Raw genomic sequence first — 14,750 nt, forward strand, 5'->3', positions numbered from 1 at the left:
CCGCCCGCTCCCGCCCGCTCCCGCCCGCACCCCGCCCGCACCCGGCCGCGATTCTGAATGATGGGCAAGTTTCACGTTTCGCTGCGACACGCCCGGGTTGATTCGTACGGTCTGTACCCGTGCCGAACAGACTCCTAGCCGCCGCCCTGTCCGCCCTGCTGCTCGTGCCGTTCCTGGCACTCTCCCCGGCCGCGGCCACCCCACCGGCGAAGCGGGCCACCGCGGCCTGGCACGTGGTCCGCCCCAACGAGACCCTGAGCTACATCGGCGCCCGATACGGCGTGAGCGCCCAGAATCTGGCCAAGTGGAACCAGATCGCCCTCACCACCCCGATCCAGGTCGACGCCGTCCTGCGTCTCGACCCACCACCGGCCCTGCTGCCCCCGTTCCAGTCCAAGATCCTCCCGGTCACCGCCGGCGAGGTGAACTGGAAACCCGCCTCGGGCTGCCCGGTGATCCCCGGCAACCTGCGCAAGGTCTGGGTGTCCTACATCGACTTCACCGGCGCCTACCACGTGGGCAGCGTCGTGGTCCGCTACGACGTGGCCCGCCGCGTCCAGCAGGTCTTCCGCATCCTCTACAACTGGCGCTTCCGCATCATGGCCATGGCCCCCATGAGGGTCAACATGCCCACCCAGACCAACATGGCTGTGGTGACCGCCGGCTACAACTGCCGCTCCGTCGGCGGCACCAAGGTCTGGTCCGAGCACGCCACCGGCACCGCCATCGACATCAACCCGTTCCAGAACCCCATGCTGCGCGGCCGTTCCCTGTCCCCGGCCAACAGCGCCTTCTACCTCAACCGCAACCGCTACCTGATCGGCATGATCCACCGCGAGGGCGCAGCCCGAGCCTTCCTCTGGAACGGCTTCCACTGGGGCGGCCGCTGGAACAGCCTGAAGGACTACATGCACTTCAGCCTGACCAACCGTTGACCACCTGGCCATCTGTAGATCACCCGGCTCGCGGGGCCACGCTGGAACTGACCGGGGAAGCTGGGCTCGGTGTTCAGGGAGTCAGGTGGCGGGCGAAGACCACCGGGGCCGCCGGACCGGTGCCGAACTGGACGTGGCTGCCGCCGCTTGCCGCAACGGCTTCTTCCCAACCCGTAGGCGTCTCGATGCCGTCGTCGCCGAAACGGGCCATCAGGAATCCCAGGTCTCCTGGGCCGTCCACGATCAGAGTGGTGACGAGCGAGATCACGGACCACTCCGCGGCGAGTGACTCCGCAGGTGGTGAAACGGCGGCTCGGATCAGCGGCTTGCCGTCATGGAGTTCAAGACGGGCCGATTCGGCGGTCAGGAATGTGGACATCGCAGGAGTATGCCAGCGGCATGACGCTCGCCTCCGGCGGGCAGGATCTTTGGCCTGCACCCGTGGATGGCCTCCGGCGGCCGGGGTTCCCGCCCCGGGCGCGGGCGGCTCCGTGATGCCTGCGGTAGCCGGCTCAGGTCGCGCTTCGGAGGCAACCAGGCCCTGCGGCTGCCTGGTCCAGGTCGGTCAGGCGCCGGGTGCTGCACCCGGCCAAGGCAGCCGTCGCGCTCCGAGGTGCTCAGATCGGCCGTGTCAGGAGGTCTTCGGCGTTTAGCGTGGAGCCGTGGCTGGACATGACGGCGGGCCTGCTCGGCGGCGGGTGAAGGTGATGGCGGATTACGGGGCATTCCCGCTGTGGGCTGTTCCCGGCGACCTGCCATCGCTGCCGCCGGGAGACTATGTCTGGACTGCTGGGCGTCCGTCCGCTGATATGTCGTCGCCGGCGGTCGACTGGTGGGCAGGTGGGCTGGCGCCGGACGATCTGCCGTTGTCGGTCTCGTTGATCGCGGCGTTGCAGGACTGGGCGGACGAGCATGATCGCCTGTTGGGTCCGACGTTCGAGTGGCCATCCACAGAGGCGAAGGTTGCCTTCGTTGCCGATGGACGTCAGCTCCTGGCCAGGGTTCGGGAGGAACTGGGACCCGGCTATGAGGTCGTGTACTTCGATGAGGTCACCGGCCGCGTGGAAGAAGAGTAGGCGGCGTCACCTGGAGCATGCTTCCGGAGTCGGTGGAGCTGACTGGCGACGGCTGCTACGGGCCGAAGTCGTACTCGAATTGCCAGGTGCTGGCGGCACCCGCCAAGACCAGAAGGACGCTCGTGGCGCCGGCCAAGGTTCCCAGAAGCAGCCAGAGCGCCCACGGCCGACTACGTCGCCTGGCGGTCAGCGCCAGGACAGCGAGGATGCTGAGCGGAATGATGATGAGCTCGGGCCGACCGTAGACGACATACGGGATGCTGGCCTCACTGCCTTCGGACCAGGTGAACCAGACGTCACGAGGCCACGCGAAGTAGACCAGTACGACCAGGTGTGGTGCTGCGCCGAGCAGGACGGCCAACCACCACCGACGAGGACGGGTCGACGACGACTGCCGTAGTGGATCCGACATCGTCTTACGCTAACCATCACGGAGCAGCCGTGAAGCGGAACGCGTGGGCTGCAACGGCATCGCCCTAGGAGACGTCGGCGTGGTCGAGGGGCGCTGACCACCCGGACAGGACCTCGGCGACGGTTACGGCGGTGGGGGGTTGTGGTTCCCGGGCCGGCGTACGCCCGAAGCGCGGGGCCGGCGCGGGCTGGGTGACACCGTCGACGTCGAGGAACGCGTGACGGGCCTGGTTGTGTGGGTGGGCCGGCGCCTCGGTGGGGGAGAGGACCGGCGCCACGCAGGCGTCCAGGCCGGTGAAGACCGCGGTCCACTCGTCGCGGGTGCGGGACGCGAAGCGTGCGGTGAAGCGCGCCCGCAGCTCCGGCCAGCCCGCCGCGTCGTACTGGTCGGGCAGCACTTCGCCGGTGAGGCCGAGACCGCCGAGCAGGGCCTGGTAGAAGGGCGGTTCGAGCGCCCCGACAGCCATGAACCCACCGTCGGCCGTCTCGTACGTGTCGTAGAACGGCGCCCCACCGTCGAGCAGGTTGGCCCCGCGCCCGCCCGGCCACGCGCCGCCACCGATCATCCCGTGCAGGAAGGTCGTCAGCAGCGCCGACCCGTCCACCATGGCCGCGTCGACGACCTGCCCGCGCCCCGACCGCGAGCGTTCCAGCAGTGCCGCCAGCACACCGACCGCGAGCAGCATGCCCCCGCCGGCGAAGTCGCCCAGCAGGTTGATCGGCGCGTGCGGCCGTTGCCCGTCGCGGCCCAGCGGCTCCAGGGCCCCGGCCACGGCGATGTAGTCGATGTCGTGCCCGGCCCGCGCGGCCAGCGGCCCGTCCTGCCCCCAGCCGGTCATCCGCGCGTACACCAGCCGCGGGTTGATCCTCTCGCACTCGGCCGGGCCGAAGCCGAGGCGTTCGGCGACGCCCGGCCGGTAGCCCTCGACCAGCACGTCGGCCCGCGCGATCAGGCTCAGCAGCTCGGCCAGACCGGCCTGGGTCTTGAGGTCGACGACGACCGTGCGGCGGCCGCGATCGAGCGGGCCCGGTGGCAGGAGCGGGCCGCCGGGCCGGTCGACGCGCACCACGTCGGCGCCGAGGTCGGCCAGCATCATGCACCCGAACGGCCCGGGGGCCAGCCCGGCCAGCTCGACCACCCGGACGCCGGACAGCGCCGTCATGCGGGCTCGAACCGTTTGCCGTAGCGCGCGGCCAGCACCGAGGCCCGCCCCCGGAAGTCGTCGTGCTGCCGGGCGAAGCGCAGCACCCCGCCCGTCCAGGCCGGGTAGCCGATGCCGAGGATCGAGCCGACGTTGCCGTCCTCCTCGGTGCGCAGCACCCCCTCGTCCAGGCAGGCCCGGGCGTCGAGGGCCTCGGCGAACAGGAACCGGTCCTGCAGGTCCTCGAACGGCACGGCCCGGCCGTCGGCTGTGGCCAGCTCGGCCAGTCCCGGCCACAGGCCGGTGCGCTTGCCGTCCTCGTACGCGTAGAAGCCGCGCCCGGCCGCGCGGCCCGGCCGGTCGTGCTGGTCGACCATGGTGTCGACCAGGACGTGCGACGGCTGCTCGGTCAGGCCCTCGGCGGCCGCGTTCTGCCGGCGGATGCGCTGCACCAGCGAGAGACTGACCTCGTCGGCCAGCGCCAGGGGACCGGTCGGGTAGCCGGCCTGCAGCGCCGCGTGCTCGATCGACGCGGCCGGCACCCCCTCGGCGAGCATGCCGATCGCCTCGTCGATGAACTTGCCGATCACCCGGCTGGTGAAGAAGCCGCGCCCGTCGTTGACCACGATCGGCGTCTTGCCGATCCGCCGGGCCAGGTCGAACGCCCGGGCCACGGCCTCGTCCCCCGTCTGCTCACCGACGATGATCTCGAGCAGCGGCATCTTGCCCACCGGCGAGAAGAAGTGCATGCCGACGAACGCCTCCGGACGGGAGACACCGGCGGCCAGACCGGTGATCGGCAGCGTGGACGTGTTCGACGCGATCAGCGCGCCCGGCGCGAGGACCGGTTCGAGCGAGGCGTAGACCTCCTGCTTCAACGCCGGGTCCTCGAACACGGCCTCGATGACGACGTCGCACCCGGCCAGGTCGGCCACGTCGGCCGTGGTGGTGATCCGCTCGTGCTGGGCCGCGCGGGCCGCCAGCTCGGGGGTCACGTCCTTGACCACCACGTCGAGGCCGGCCTTGGCGCAGGCCAGCGCGATGCCCGCGCCCATCATGCCCGCGCCCAGCACCGCCACCTTGCGGGCCGGCGACACCTCGACACTCGGGCGGGCGAGGCCGCCGTTGACCGCGCGCATGTCGAAGAACAGCGCGCCGATCAGGTTTTTGGCGATCTGACCGGTGAGCAGGCTGATCAGGTGCCGCGTCTCGATGACCTGGGCCGTTTCGAAGTCGACCTGGGCGCCCTCGACCGCGGTGGCCAGGATCTTTTCCGGCGCGGGCAGCGAGGCGCCTTTGAGCTGCTGGCGCAGGGTGGCCGGGAAGGCCGGCAGCTGGGCCGCGAGCTTGGGGGAGGAGGGTGTGCCGCCGGGCATCCGGTAGCCCTCGCGGTCCCACGGCTGGGCCGCGTCCGGGTTGGCGGCGATCCACGCCCGGGCCCGCTCGGTCAGCGCGGAGGGCGTCGGCACGACCTCGTCGACCAGGCCGTTGTCGCGCGCGTCGGCCGGGCGCAGGCGCCGGCCGCTGAGCAGCCAGGTGGTGAGCGCCGGGGCCAGGCCGAGCATCCGGACCGTACGGGTCACGCCACCAGCCCCCGGCAGCAGGCCCAGCGTGACCTCGGGGAAGCCGAGCCGGGTGCCCGGCGCGTCGAGCGCGATGCGGTGATGGCAGGCCAGTGCCACCTCCAGACCGCCGCCCAGCGCGGCCCCGTTGATCGCGGCGACCACCGGCCGGCCGTAGGTCTCCAGGCGCCGGAAATCCCGCTTGATCGTCGATAGCAGCTCGAACAGCGCCGGCGCGTCGTCCCTGGTGGCGCGGGCCATCGAGGGCAGGTCACCACCGGCGAAGAACGTCGTCTTGGCGCTGGTCACAATCACTCCGGTGACCTGCTCCCGCTCGGCTTCGAGCCGGTCGAGGGCCGCGGTCATGGCGGCCACGTAGGTGGCGTTCATGGTGTTCGCGCTCTGGGTGGGGTCGTCCAGGGTGAGGGTGACGACGCCGTCGCCGTCGCGCTCGTAGTTGATCATCAGAGCCTCTCCAGGACGGTCGCGACGCCCATGCCGCCGCCGATGCACAGGGTGACCACGGCCCGCCGCTGATCACGGCGTTCCAGCTCGTCGAGCGCGGTGCCGAGCAGCATCGCGCCGGTCGCGCCGAGCGGGTGCCCGAGCGCGATCGCGCCGCCGTTGACATTCACCCGCTCCGGATCGAGCTCGAGGTCACGGATGTATTTGAGGACCACGGCGGCGAACGCCTCGTTGATCTCGAACAGGTCGACGTCGCCGACGGTCAGCCCGGCCGCGGCCAGGGCCTTGCGGGTGGCCGGCGCCGGGCCGGTCAGCATCAGGGTCGGGTCGGCCCCGGTCACGGCGGCCCCGGCGATGCGGGCGCGCGGGGCCAGGCCGAGCTCCTCGCCGACCTGGGCCGAGCCGATCAGGACGACCGCGGCCCCGTCCACGATGCCGGACGAGTTGCCCGCGTGATGGACGTGCTCGATCCGCTCGAGCCAGTGGAACTTGCGCAGCGCCACCGTGTCGAAGAACTCCGTCCGGGCGAACGACGGCTTGAGCTTGCCCAGCCCCTCGACCGTGGTGCCGGGCCGGGGATGCTCGTCGGCGGTGAGGATGTCGAGACCGTTCTCGTCGCGGACCGGCACGATCGAGCGCGCGAAGTGGCCGCCCGCCTGCGCCTTGGCCGCTCGGTCCTGCGACAGCACGGCCCAGGCGTCGACTCGCTCGCGGGTGAAGCCCTCGAGCGTGGCGATGAGGTCGGCGCTGATGCCCTGGGGCACGAAGTCGGTCGCGAACGCGGTCTCGGGGTCGAGGAACCAGGCGCCGCCGTCGGAGCCCATCGGGTTGCGCGACATCGACTCGACGCCGCCCGCCACGATCAGGTGCTCCCAGCCGGAGCGGATGCGGGCCGCGGCCTGGTTGACGGCCTCGAGGCCGGAGCCGCAGAACCGGTCGAGCTGCACGCCGGCGACGGTGTCGGGCAGGCCGGCCAGCAGCGCGGCCGAGCGGGCCAGGTCGCCGCCCTGCTCGCCGACCGGGGTCACGATGCCGAGCACCAGGTCGTCGATGCGGGCCGGGTCGAGGCCGGGCAGCCGGCTGCGCAGGGTGTCGAGCAGACCGGTGACCAGCGAGATCGGCTTCACGCCGTGCAGGGCGCCATTTTCCTTGCCCCGGCCGCGGGGAGTGCGCAGAGCCTCGTACACATAGGCATCAGAGGGCACGGGCGATCAGCTCCTTCATGATCTCGTTCGTCCCGCCGTAGATCTTCTGGACGCGGGCATCGGCATACATCCGGGCGATCGGGTACTCCGTCGTGTAGCCGTAACCGCCGAAGATCTGCAGGCAGCGGTCGACCACCTCGCACTGGCCCTCGGTGAGCCACGCTTTGGCCATGGCGGCGGTCGCCACATCGAGCTCCCCTCGGGTGTGCCGGGTGATGCAGTCGTCCAGGAACACGCGCGAGACCCTCGTTCTGGTTGCGCAGTCGGCGAGAACCATCCGGGTGTTCTGGTGGCCGATGAGCGGCTTGCCGAAGGCGGTCCGCTCCTTCGCGTACGCCGTGGCCAGCTCGACCGCCCGCTGCATGGCCGCCACCGCGCCGACCCCGATGACCAGCCGTTCCTGGGGGAGCTGCCGCATCATCTGGAAGAACCCCGAGCCCTCGGACTCCAGCAGGTTGGCCACCGGCACCCGGAAGTCGTCGAAGAACAGCTCGGCGGTGTCGTTGGAGTGCAGCCCGATCTTCTCGAGCAGCCGCCCCCGCCGGAACCCGGGTGCGTCGTCGCGCAGCTCGCAGACGATCAGGCTGATGCCGGCCGCCCGCTGCGACGGATCGGTCTTCACGGCCAGGATCAGCAGGTCGGCGACACCACCGTTGGTGATGAAGGTCTTGGAGCCGCTGATCACGTAGTGGTCGCCGTCGCGTACGGCCCGGGTCTTGATCTCCTGGAGGTCGGAGCCGCCGCCGGGCTCGGTCATGCCGATCGCGCCGACCAGCTCACCCGAGCACAGTCCGGGCAGCCACCGCCGCTTCTGCTCGTCGTTCCCGTACGCCACCAGGTAGCCCGTGACGATGCCGGAGTGCACAGCCAGGCCCAGGCTGCCCTCCCCGGTCAGCGTCTGCTCGTGCAGCAGCACCGCCTCGTGGGTGAAGTCGCCACCGCCCCCGCCGTACTCCTCGGGCACGCTCAGTCCGAGCAGCCCCAGCTCGCCGGCCTTGAGGTAGTGCTCCCGATCGGGATGACCCTGCTGCTCGTGCCGGGCCGCGTGCGGCAGCACCTCTTTGAGGAAGAAACCGCGGGCCAGCTCGGCCAGGTCGTCGTGTTCGGGCTCGAGCCACGCCGGGGCATAGCCGTCCAGTCCTGGGGTGGGCATGGGTCCTACCTTTTCGGCTTGTTGGCGGGGTGTCAACAACTGGGTGCAGTATGGTCGTCGAGGTGAGTGTCGAGGCAGGCCCGCGCCGCCGGCTGGAACCGGACGCGCGGCGGGAGCAGATCCTGTCGGTGGCGGTGCGGTTGTTCGGGGAGCGCGGTTACGCCGAGGTCTCCACCACCGACGTCGCGCGCGGGGCGGGCGTGGCCCGCGGCCTGGTCAACCACTACTTCGGCACCAAGAAAGACCTCTATCTCGACGTCATCCGGGTGATGCTGACCGTCCCCGGGGTGGCGATCACCAGCCTGCCCCAGGGTGACCTGCCGACCCGGGCCGACGCGATCGTCGGGTGGTATCTCGACGTGGTCTCCCGGCACAGCCGCTCGTGGCTGGCCGCCATCACGGCCGGCGGCATGGCCGGCGACTCCGACGTCGATCGGGTCATCGCCAAGGCCATCGACGACGCCGCCGACGCCGTGCTGCGCGCCGTCGGCCACGAGTCGCCCGGCCCGGCCCTGCACGCGATGGCCCGCTCCTATGTGGGCCTGGCCGTCTCCACCGCCAGCGAATGGTTGCGCCGCGGCGTGCTCACCCGGGCCCAGGTACACCGCCTGCTCGCCGCCACCCTGCTCACCATGGTCGAGCAGGTCTTCCCGGACGCTTAGCGCCGCGACCACCCGCCGCGACCACCCGCCGCGCCTGCCCGCCGCGACCACCCGCGCTGCCGCCGCCCCCGAGGCAGGGCGGCCGCGGCGCGAGTCAGGCCGGGTAGTCGGACGGTGTCGTGAAGAAGCCGATCACGGTGGCCTCGTTGACGTCGAACCCGAGGGTGAGGAACCGGCCCGGCTCCACCTCGACACTCGACGGGTTGGCCTGGTCGGAGTGGCCCGAGTCGTAGAGCTGGACGTCGCCGTACCCGTCCCACGTCTTGCGCGGGTCGCGCACGAGCCGCCCCACCGTCTCGCGGTGCCCCACCCACCGCGAGGACAGATCGCCATAGGTGACCAGCACCTCGCCCGAGCTGAGGGCCAGCGCGTGGTGCGACTGGGCCGGCATGTCGGTCGGCTGCTTCTCGGTCCAGGTGTGCCCGTTGTCCGACGAGCGGCTGAGGTAGGCCCGGTTCTCCGTGGTCCGGATCAGCGCGACCAGCTCGCCGTCGTCCAGCAGGGTCAGCGTCGGCTCCTGGTAGTGGATGCCGCCCGCCTCGTCCTCGGCCAGCAGTACCTCGCTCGCGGCCGGCCAGGTCAGCCCGCCGTCGGTGCTGCGGACGACCGTCGCCTGCATCCACTTGTGACCCGGCAGCCGGCCGTAGAGCGGCAGGAGCACGTCCCCGTCGGGCAGCTGGGTCGCCGCGCCGTGCGAGGCGGCCCAGGTCGGCACGGCCGGGTGGTAGCGGCCGTTCTCGTGGATCATGTTGGTGCCGACCTCGATGGCGTCGCTCCAGGTGCGGCCGCCGTCGGTGCTGCGGTGCACGAACGTCCCGTAGGTCGAGTGCAGCGGCGGGTTGGTGCTCCAGTTGATCACGAAGTAGCTGAGCAGCAGGGTGCCGTCGGCCAGCACCCCCAGCTTGGGGTCGCGGTCGTCCCACTGCCCGTCGACCACCACGCGCGGCTCCGACCAGGTCTGCCCGCCGTCGGCGCTCTCGACCACGGCGAGGCGCCCGTCCGACCGTACGTGTGCGGTGCCCTCGCGATAGGCCGCCAGCAGCCGGCCGTCGGCCAGTTTGACGATGTCGGGGAAGTGCGCCAGCAGACCGTCTTCGGCCCGGGCCACAGTGAACGGCGTCGGCATGCTCGTACCTCCAAGGTTCCGGCTCCGCGTCCATCTAACCGCGTGCCGGACCGGCCCCGGACCCGGCCCCGCGGCCGCTCCGCTGACCAGTGGTTCCTCAGCGGGGTCACGCCCCACCGCGCCGGCGGCGGGAACGGTAGGATCGGCGGCATCGACAGCACTGTCACGCTCTGGCGGCCCACCGGGCAGGCCGAACTCGACCTCGTCGCCGGGTCCGGCTGGCGAGCGTGGCCGGCGCCGCTGTCCGCGGTGCCCGACCGGCGGCAGGCGACAGCGATCGTCCGCGACGAAATCGTGCCGGCCGAGGGTGTCGGCTATGTGACCCGGTTCGAGGTCGACCGCGCCTTCTTCGACGGCCGTGGCGCCGGTCAGGTCCCGGCCGAGGATCTCGACGATTTCAACCGGCACGTCACCGGGGCCATCGTCGAGGAGGCCGACTACCGCGGCCCGGTCGCCGCCGAGGAGTTCGCCGAGGCCGAGGCCGTGCTCGGCCGGCCGCTCCCGGCCGCGTGGCGCGAGCATCTGCAGTCGGCCTCGTGGTTCCGCCGCGGCTGGCTGGCCGACAGCGGGGCGTATGTCTGGCTGCACACCCCGCGCGAGATGCTCGAGATCCACGCGGCCTGGCAGGACTCGGTGGCCGCCCATCCCGGCATCGCCATCATCGGCGGCGACGGCTCCCGCGAGCAGCTGGTGCTCGACCTGCGCGCCGATCCGCCTCCGGTGCTGCTGGCCGACCTGGCCAGCGAGGGCTGGAACACCACGTTCCGCCAGTCGGCCGACGTCACCGAGCTGATCTCACGGGTCGAGGCGGGCACCTTCGAGTTCGACTTCGGCAAGGACTCCTGAGGCTGTCCCGTCGATCACGTCGGTGCGAGGCGAGGTGCGGGACGTCCGGCGCCGCCCCGCATGATCGGGCTCAGGGCAACGGTTTCACGAAGAAGACCCGGCGGAAACCGTGCTCGGTCGACCGCCCGACCTCCCGGAACCCGCGCCGCGGGTAATACGCGATGTTCTCGGTCATCGCCTCGTTGGTGCAGAGGCGCACCTCGGGCAGCCCCAGCGATCGGGCCCGCTCGTCGGCGAACGCCAGGAGCTGCCCGCCGACACCTCGGCCCTGCGCGGCGGGCGCCACCGCGATCGTCACCACCTCGAGGTGGTCCGCGGACGTCTCGAGGTGCAGCACGCCGAGGATGTCGTCGCCGTCGACCGCGACCCAGCAGCGCCCGGCGGCCACCAGGGCGTCGTAGTCGGCCTCCATCGGCATGGGCCGGCACCCGATCCGCGGGATGTAGAGCGTGAACGCGTCGTCGACCAGCCGCCGCACGCGGGCCGCGTCGTCGGAACCGTGGGCCGGCCGGATGTCCATGCCCTCACTGTGCCTCATCGCCGCTGCCACGCCACCGCCAGGACGGCCAGGCCCACGATCACCGCGCCCAGACCCAGAGCCGTTCCCGCGTACGCCGAGAGCAGCCACCAAGCCGCCCCGGCGACCACCATCGTCAGACCGCCGGCCATCAGCAAAGTGGACGGTGATCGTTCGCCCTCCGCCGCGACGGGTGGCAGCGAGGTGTCCGGACCGCGCGGAAGCGTCAGCCGCAACCGGGTCTTGCCGACCCCGATCACGTCGTCGTCGTGCAGCGGCTCGGGTCCGGTCAGCCGCCGCCCGTTGAGAGTCGTCCCGTTGGTGCTGCCCAGATCGCCCACCCAGAACCGCCCACCGGACGGGCTGACCTCGGCGTGCCGCCGGCTCGCATAGGAGTCCGGCACCCGCAGATCGGCGGTGGCGGCGGTGCCGATCGTCACCGCCCGCTGCGACGGCAGGTCGAACCACGTGGTCGAACCGTCCCCGGCGACGACCTCGAGCCCGGCCGCCCGAGCCGGCGCCACCCCCGGCCGAGGCGCCGCCGACCGCGGCGCGGCAACCAGCGGCGCGGCAACCAGCGGCGCGGCAACCAAAGGCAGGGCCCCCCGCGCGCCAACGGAGGGCGCGGCACCCGGCGCGGCGACGGAAGACGCGGCACCCGCTGCGCCAACCGAAGCCGCGTCACCGGGCGCGCCAACCACACGCGCGACAGCGGAAGCGGCAACCAACGGCGCCGCAACCAGCGGCGCGGCGGCCGTTCGGGGCGCATCGCCGCGAGCCAGCAGCGCGCATCCTTCCGCCACCGCCAGTTCCGGCTCCTTGACCGTGACCGGTTCGAGCCCGGTCGCCGCGGCGACCAGGGACCGCAGCAGCGGCATGCGACTGCCCCCACCCACGAGCAGCACCGCCGTCGCCGGGCCGGCCTCGTCCAGCGTGCGCACCACCCGGGAGAGCATCGGCCGGGCCAGGGCCTCGAATTCCGTCCGGGTGACCGTCAGCTCGATGTCGGCCAGCGGCACGGTCAGGGTGGCCGACTCCGCGAACGACAGCCGTTCCTTGAGCGCCCGCACCTCTTCCCAGAGCAGCAGCCGCGCGGCCCGGTCGACCGGTGTGAGCGGATCGTCCAGCCGGTGCCAGACGGCCTTGTCCCGCTCGGCGAGGCGGGCACCGACCATCGACACCAGGTCGGCGTCGAGCCGGATGCCGCCCGTGTCCTCAACCGTGGCGAACCCGTGCTGCTCGTATCCCGCCCCGGTGCGCCGCACCAGGCCCACGTCGCAGCTGCTGGCGCCCGCGTCGACCACGAGCAACGCCCCGCCCACCTCGAGCCGGTCGCCGAGACAGGCCGCGGCGGCCACCGACTCGCCCACCACCTCGACGCCGCCCAGACCCGCGGCGGTCACCGCCTCGGCCAGGGCGATCCGCCGCGGACCGGCCCACTCGGGCGGGCACGCCACGGTCGTCTCGACCACTTGCGGCCCGGCCGCCCGGCGCACCTCGGCGGCGATGCGGGCCAGGTGCCGCGGCATCAGCGAGCCCGCCCACAGAGGATCGCGGTGCCCCGGATAGATCGGGTCGGCCGACGACGGCGTGAGCGGCGAACCACCGGCCAGGATCGGGCGGGGCAGCATGCCCGGCGCGCGCAGCATCGCCACCGTGTGCGCGGTGCCGATGCTGATCCCGGCCCGCCACGCCCGTCCCGGCATGGTCATGTCAGGCATAGTGCCACGTGATCACGCGATCGCGCTGCGCCACGATGCCCGGGACGCCGCTGGGGGGGTTCCACAACTGGACCCGACCTGCGCCGAGGCCGGTCACACCACCGGTGATCGGCCTGCCGCGGGCCGCACGCGGACGAAATCCAGGCTGACCCCAGTTATGAAACGCGCCCCAGGTCGGCGTTGACGTGTTTCAGGATCGCCTCGGCGATGGCTTCGACGGCGAGCACCTGCTGGACCCGGCCGGTGGTCACGGCCGCGGCCGGCATCGACGAGAAATCCGAGCTGGCCTCGTCCTGGGCCAGGACTGTGCCGCCGCAGTGGGCGATCGCGTGGACACCGGCCTGCCCGTCGTGACCCATGCCGGTCAGGATGACCGCCAGGGCTCGGGTGCCGCAGGTGACGGCCAGCGTCGACAGCATCAGGTCGGCCGACGGCCGGGCCGGCGGCAGGGCCCCGGTCGGGATCAGGCCGATCCGTGCCTCCGAGGTGACCAGCAAGTGGCGGGCGGGCGGGACGACCAGGACGGTGCCGGGCTCCATGAGCATGCCGTCGGCGGCCAGGGTGACCCGCAGCCGGGTGGAGCGCCGCAGAATCTCGGCCAGCTGGCTGGCCCGGTTGGGGTCCTGGTGGAGCGCGACGAGAACGGCCGCGGGCAGGTCCGACGGCATCGGCTCGAGCACCCGCACGAGCGCGGTGATCCCGCCGGCCGACGCGACCAGCGCGATCACCGGGAACGGCACCGGGAAGGAATCGGGGGAGGGCAGTCTGAGGTCGACCGCGACCGGCTCCATCGCGGACAGATCCTGGACGCCTTGTTCCGTCATCGCCCTCAGGCTACGCCATCGGACGACGGTCAGACGCTCCAGCCGATGGCCGGTGCGATGTGTTTGGTGATCGTCTCGAGGATCCGGGTGTTGTAGGCGACACCGAGCTGATTCGGGACGGTGAAAAGGATCGTGTCGGCCGCCCGGACGGCGGCGTCGGCCGCGAGTTCCGCGGCGATCTGGTCCGGCTCGCCGGCGTACGTGCGCCCGAAGCGCGACCGGACCCCTTCGAGCAACCCGACCTGGTCCTCGTTGCCCTGGTTGCCGAAGTAGACGCGGTCGATCTCCTCGGTGATCGGCAGCACGCTGCGCGAGATCGACACGCGCGGCTCCCGGTCGTGGCCGGCCTCGGCCCACGACTGGCGGTAGAGCGCGATCTGCTCGGCCTGCAACTCGTCGAACGGCACGCCGGTGTCCTCCGACAGCAGGGTGGAGCTCTGCAGGTTGACGCCGATGCCGGCCGCCCACTGCGCGGTCGCGCGGGTGCCCGCACCCCACCAGATGCGGTCGCGCAGACCGGGGGACTGCGGCTGGATGGCCAGCCCGCCGCTGACGCCGGTGCGGGCCGGGTCGGTGCGGGCCACCGCCGCACCCGAGATGGCCTCGAGGAAGATCTCGGTCTTGGACCGGGCCAGGGCGGCCGCGTCGGCGCCCTCCGGCGGGACGTAGCCGAACACCTCGGCCCCGCGCAGCACCGTCTCGGGCGATCCCCGGCTCACCCCCAGCTGCAGGCGCCCGCCGCTGATCAGATCGGCCGCCGCGGCCTCCTCGGCCATGTAGAACGGGTTCTCGTAGCGCATGTCGATCACGCCGGTGCCGATCTCGATGCGCGAGGTGCGGGCGCCGATCGCCGCCAGCAGCGGGAACGGTGAGGCCAGTTGCCGCTCGAAGTGGTGCACCCGCACGAAGGCCCCGTCGACGCCGAGCTCCTCGGCCGCCTGGGCCAGCTCGATGGTCTGCAGCAGCGAGTCGCCCGCGGTGCGGGTCTGCGACCCGGTCGCGTTGCGCCAGTGCCCGAACGACAGGAACCCGATCTTCTTCTTCACGCCAACCCCCAACCCCGCCGGTGGTCCGGCGATTCCCGCCGGTCACCGGCCCGATCCGG

At 72.1% G+C, this 14,750-nt stretch carries 15 protein-coding genes; 4 read left to right on the forward strand and 11 right to left on the reverse strand.

The annotated features are described in order from the left end of the window. Nucleotides 1–119 precede the first annotated feature (119 nt). Nucleotides 120–935 carry a M15 family metallopeptidase gene (locus tag NAG42_RS29150; protein ID WP_250035037.1) on the forward strand — a complete coding sequence of 272 codons (816 nt, stop codon included), beginning with the start codon at nucleotides 120–122 and terminating at the stop codon, nucleotides 933–935. Nucleotides 936–1,008: 73 nt separating this feature from the next. Here NAG42_RS29150 and NAG42_RS29155 read toward each other — a convergent pair whose 3' ends face one another. Beyond that, on the reverse strand, nucleotides 1,009–1,314 hold the full coding sequence (locus NAG42_RS29155) for a hypothetical protein (RefSeq protein WP_250035038.1): 306 nt from the start codon (nucleotides 1,312–1,314) through the stop codon (nucleotides 1,009–1,011). A gap of 283 nt (nucleotides 1,315–1,597) precedes the next feature. On the opposite strand from NAG42_RS29155, the gene NAG42_RS29160 reads away from it, so the two are divergent. Next, nucleotides 1,598–2,011, forward strand: coding sequence for an immunity protein CdiI family protein (locus NAG42_RS29160; protein WP_250035039.1), 414 nt, complete (start codon nucleotides 1,598–1,600; stop codon nucleotides 2,009–2,011). Between the two features lie 55 nt (nucleotides 2,012–2,066). Here the strand turns inward: NAG42_RS29160 and NAG42_RS29165 are convergent, their stop codons facing one another. From NAG42_RS29165 to NAG42_RS29185, 5 genes are all read right to left on the reverse strand, one after another. Beyond that, nucleotides 2,067–2,423, reverse strand: coding sequence for a hypothetical protein (locus tag NAG42_RS29165; protein WP_250035040.1), 357 nt, complete (start codon nucleotides 2,421–2,423; stop codon nucleotides 2,067–2,069). Between the two features lie 64 nt (nucleotides 2,424–2,487). Then, nucleotides 2,488–3,585 (reverse strand): CaiB/BaiF CoA transferase family protein, encoded by a 1,098-nt coding sequence (locus NAG42_RS29170; RefSeq protein WP_250035041.1) that lies wholly within the window; start codon nucleotides 3,583–3,585, stop codon nucleotides 2,488–2,490. After that, a complete protein-coding gene (locus tag NAG42_RS29175; RefSeq protein ID WP_250035042.1) occupies nucleotides 3,582–5,591 on the reverse strand; it encodes a 3-hydroxyacyl-CoA dehydrogenase NAD-binding domain-containing protein in 2,010 nt (669 codons plus the stop codon). Before NAG42_RS29175 ends, NAG42_RS29170 begins: the two co-directional genes overlap by 4 nt. Continuing rightward, entirely contained in the window at nucleotides 5,591–6,796 is a 1,206-nt protein-coding gene (locus NAG42_RS29180; protein WP_250035044.1) for an acetyl-CoA C-acetyltransferase, read from the reverse strand. Before NAG42_RS29180 ends, NAG42_RS29175 begins: the two co-directional genes overlap by 1 nt. Next, on the reverse strand, nucleotides 6,786–7,949 hold the full coding sequence (locus NAG42_RS29185; RefSeq protein WP_250035045.1) for an acyl-CoA dehydrogenase family protein: 1,164 nt from the start codon (nucleotides 7,947–7,949) through the stop codon (nucleotides 6,786–6,788). Before NAG42_RS29185 ends, NAG42_RS29180 begins: the two co-directional genes overlap by 11 nt. A gap of 62 nt (nucleotides 7,950–8,011) precedes the next feature. On the opposite strand from NAG42_RS29185, the gene NAG42_RS29190 reads away from it, so the two are divergent. Then, complete coding sequence (locus tag NAG42_RS29190; RefSeq protein ID WP_250035046.1) at nucleotides 8,012–8,611, forward strand: TetR/AcrR family transcriptional regulator; 600 nt, start codon at nucleotides 8,012–8,014, stop codon at nucleotides 8,609–8,611. Between the two features lie 94 nt (nucleotides 8,612–8,705). On the opposite strand, the gene NAG42_RS29195 is transcribed toward NAG42_RS29190, so the two are convergent. Then, complete coding sequence (locus NAG42_RS29195) at nucleotides 8,706–9,737, reverse strand: sialidase family protein (protein WP_250035048.1); 1,032 nt, start codon at nucleotides 9,735–9,737, stop codon at nucleotides 8,706–8,708. A 42-nt stretch (nucleotides 9,738–9,779) separates the two neighbouring features. Here NAG42_RS29195 and NAG42_RS45555 point away from each other — a divergent pair, with 42 nt between their 5' ends. Next, nucleotides 9,780–10,583 carry a hypothetical protein gene (locus NAG42_RS45555; RefSeq protein WP_438872455.1) on the forward strand — a complete coding sequence of 268 codons (804 nt, stop codon included), beginning with the start codon at nucleotides 9,780–9,782 and terminating at the stop codon, nucleotides 10,581–10,583. A 70-nt stretch (nucleotides 10,584–10,653) separates the two neighbouring features. On the opposite strand, the gene NAG42_RS29205 is transcribed toward NAG42_RS45555, so the two are convergent. The 4 genes from NAG42_RS29205 to NAG42_RS29220 all read right to left on the reverse strand — a co-directional run bounded on the left by NAG42_RS29205 (nucleotide 10,654) and on the right by NAG42_RS29220 (nucleotide 14,691). Continuing rightward, nucleotides 10,654–11,103 carry a GNAT family N-acetyltransferase gene (locus tag NAG42_RS29205; RefSeq protein WP_250035049.1) on the reverse strand — a complete coding sequence of 150 codons (450 nt, stop codon included), beginning with the start codon at nucleotides 11,101–11,103 and terminating at the stop codon, nucleotides 10,654–10,656. 14 nt (nucleotides 11,104–11,117) lie between these two features. Next, complete coding sequence (locus NAG42_RS29210) at nucleotides 11,118–12,812, reverse strand: Hsp70 family protein (RefSeq protein WP_250035050.1); 1,695 nt, start codon at nucleotides 12,810–12,812, stop codon at nucleotides 11,118–11,120. A 164-nt stretch (nucleotides 12,813–12,976) separates the two neighbouring features. Continuing rightward, nucleotides 12,977–13,645 carry a chemotaxis protein CheB gene (locus NAG42_RS29215; protein ID WP_250035051.1) on the reverse strand — a complete coding sequence of 223 codons (669 nt, stop codon included), beginning with the start codon at nucleotides 13,643–13,645 and terminating at the stop codon, nucleotides 12,977–12,979. Nucleotides 13,646–13,674: 29 nt separating this feature from the next. Continuing rightward, entirely contained in the window at nucleotides 13,675–14,691 is a 1,017-nt protein-coding gene (locus NAG42_RS29220) for an LLM class flavin-dependent oxidoreductase (RefSeq protein WP_250035052.1), read from the reverse strand. Nucleotides 14,692–14,750: the final 59 nt, after the last annotated feature.

This window comes from Paractinoplanes maris, from assembly GCF_023544465.1.
GTDB classification, from domain to species: Bacteria; Actinomycetota; Actinomycetes; order Mycobacteriales; family Micromonosporaceae; genus Actinoplanes; species Actinoplanes maris.

Bases quoted from the DNA above. Each gene is read 5' to 3' on its own strand.
- NAG42_RS29175 (WP_250035042.1), bottom strand. From the start codon at position 5,591: ATGATCAACTACGAGCGCGACGGCGACGGCGTCGTCACCCTCACCCTG.
- NAG42_RS29185 (WP_250035045.1), bottom strand. From the start codon at position 7,949: ATGCCCACCCCAGGACTGGACGGCTATGCCCCGGCGTGGCTCGAGCCC.
- NAG42_RS29215 (WP_250035051.1), bottom strand. From the start codon at position 13,645: ATGACGGAACAAGGCGTCCAGGATCTGTCCGCGATGGAGCCGGTCGCG.
- NAG42_RS29155 (WP_250035038.1), bottom strand. From the start codon at position 1,314: ATGTCCACATTCCTGACCGCCGAATCGGCCCGTCTTGAACTCCATGAC.
- NAG42_RS29210 (WP_250035050.1), bottom strand. From the start codon at position 12,812: ATGACCATGCCGGGACGGGCGTGGCGGGCCGGGATCAGCATCGGCACC.
- NAG42_RS29165 (WP_250035040.1), bottom strand. From the start codon at position 2,423: ATGTCGGATCCACTACGGCAGTCGTCGTCGACCCGTCCTCGTCGGTGG.
- NAG42_RS29195 (WP_250035048.1), bottom strand. From the start codon at position 9,737: ATGCCGACGCCGTTCACTGTGGCCCGGGCCGAAGACGGTCTGCTGGCG.
- NAG42_RS29205 (WP_250035049.1), bottom strand. From the start codon at position 11,103: ATGGACATCCGGCCGGCCCACGGTTCCGACGACGCGGCCCGCGTGCGG.
- NAG42_RS29170 (WP_250035041.1), bottom strand. From the start codon at position 3,585: ATGACGGCGCTGTCCGGCGTCCGGGTGGTCGAGCTGGCCGGGCTGGCC.